This window comes from Pseudomonas sp. B10(2017) (assembly GCF_002113295.1).
Classification (GTDB): Bacteria; Pseudomonadota; Gammaproteobacteria; order Pseudomonadales; family Pseudomonadaceae; genus Aquipseudomonas; species Aquipseudomonas pudica.
In genome coordinates, this window is sequence record NZ_NEJU01000049.1 from 1 (window position 1) to 1,190 (window position 1,190).

A 1,190-nucleotide genomic window follows, 5' to 3' on the forward strand; every position below is an offset into this window, starting at 1 on the left:
GGCTCCACCGGTCGCCCGAAGGGCGCTGGCAACAGCCATCAGGCGCTGGTCAACCGGCTGTGCTGGATGCAGAAAGCCTACGGCCTGGATGCCAGCGACAGCGTGCTGCAGAAAACCCCGTTCAGCTTCGACGTGTCGGTGTGGGAGTTCTTCTGGCCGCTGATGACCGGGGCGCGCCTGGTGGTGGCCCAGCCGGGTGCGCACCGCGACCCGCAGCTGCTGGTGGAATGCATCAACCATTACGGCATCAGCACGCTGCACTTCGTGCCGTCGATGCTGCAGGCGTTCATGACCCACGAAGCGGTAGAAAGCTGCGTCAGCCTCAAGCGCGTGGTGTGCAGCGGTGAAGCACTGCCGGCCGAGCTGGCCCGCCAGACCCTGCAGCGCCTGCCGGCGGCGGGCCTGTACAACCTGTACGGCCCGACCGAAGCGGCGATCGACGTCACCCACTGGACCTGCCAGCCGGACGAAAGCATCAGCGTGCCGATCGGCCAGCCGATCGACAACCTCAAGACCCATATCCTCGAAGGCAGCCTGCAACCGGCGGTGCGCGGCAGTGCCGGCGAGCTGTACCTCGGCGGCGTGGGCCTGGCCCGTGGTTACCACCAACGCCCGGCGCTGACCGCCGAACGCTTCGTGCCGGACCCGTTCAGCGACAACGGCGGGCGCCTGTACCGCACCGGCGACCTGGCGCGCTACCGCGCCGATGGCGTGATCGACTACGCGGGGCGCATCGACCACCAAGTGAAGATCCGCGGCCTGCGCATCGAACTGGGCGAGATCGAGGCGCGTCTATTGGAGCTGCCGAGTGTGCAGGAAGCCGTGGTGCTGGCCCAGGACGGGCCAAGCGGCAAGCAGCTGGTGGGCTATGTGGTGCCTGCCGACAGCTCGCAAGACGAAGGTGCATTGCGCGACAGCCTGCGCGAGGCGCTGAAGGCCGGTTTGCCGGACTACATGGTGCCGGCGCACCTGCTGCTGCTCGGCAAGCTGCCGGTGACGCCGAACGGCAAGCTGGACCGCAAGGCCCTGCCGCAGCCGGATGCCAGCCAGTTGCAGGGCGAGTACGTCGCGCCGCAGAGCGATCTGGAACAGCAGATTGCGGCGATCTGGGCGGATGTGCTGAAGCTGGAGAAGGTCGGCCTGACCGACAACTTCTTCGAGCTGGGCGGCGATTCGATCATTTCGTTGCA

1 protein-coding gene is annotated in these 1,190 nt (G+C 67.2%); it reads left to right on the plus strand.

Going from position 1 to position 1,190, the window contains the following annotated elements; all coding sequences use genetic code 11:
• A partial coding sequence (locus CAF92_RS26225) for an AMP-binding protein (protein WP_143516239.1) occupies window positions 1-1,190 on the plus strand: 1,190 nt, incomplete at both ends.